Origin of the sequence: Thermoflexus hugenholtzii JAD2 (genome assembly GCF_900187885.1) — a bacterium.
Taxonomy (GTDB): domain Bacteria; phylum Chloroflexota; class Anaerolineae; order Thermoflexales; family Thermoflexaceae; genus Thermoflexus; species Thermoflexus hugenholtzii.
The window spans coordinates 1-491 of sequence record NZ_FYEK01000053.1; the positions used below are offsets into that span (position 1 = coordinate 1).

Annotated in this window: 1 protein-coding gene; it reads right to left on the reverse strand. The window is 71.1% G+C overall.

What is annotated here, in order from left to right:
* On the reverse strand, positions 1-491 hold a 491-nt coding region (locus CFB18_RS15390; protein ID WP_159461729.1), incomplete at both ends, for a hypothetical protein.

Consider the following 491-nt stretch of genomic DNA (forward strand, 5'->3'; position numbering starts at 1 on the left):
AGCCCGACCCGCGCCCGCTGCGCCGCCTCCAGGGCCCGATGATCCAGGGCCCGTCCGAACACCACCGGCAGCACCGGATCCCCCACCCCCTGGGCCTGCAGGCGCTCGCGGGCTTCCGGGTGTCGCAGGATCCGCTCCACGAACTCGGTGATGGAGCGGGCCCATACCTTCGCTTTGGCCGAGACTAACAGCCAGGCCTCCCGGCCGTCGGGCAGGCGGGCCCGGGCCAGGCCGTCCACCTCTCCGAGGCCGTCCAGGGTCATGGAGACCACGGGGGTCAGCAGTGTGCCGCCCTGCTGGGCGATCCACTCCTGCAAGGCCTGGACCATATGTTCTTCGGTGATGGGGCCGATGATCTGGCCGAAGTGGTCCAGGGTGCGCTGGAACTGTTCCTGGCGCAGGAGGACCTGCTGGAGGATCTCCTCCGTGCGGCGCTGGGCTTGGGCCAGGGCGCGGACCTCGGCGCTGAGTTCGGCGAAGCGGCGGTCGGT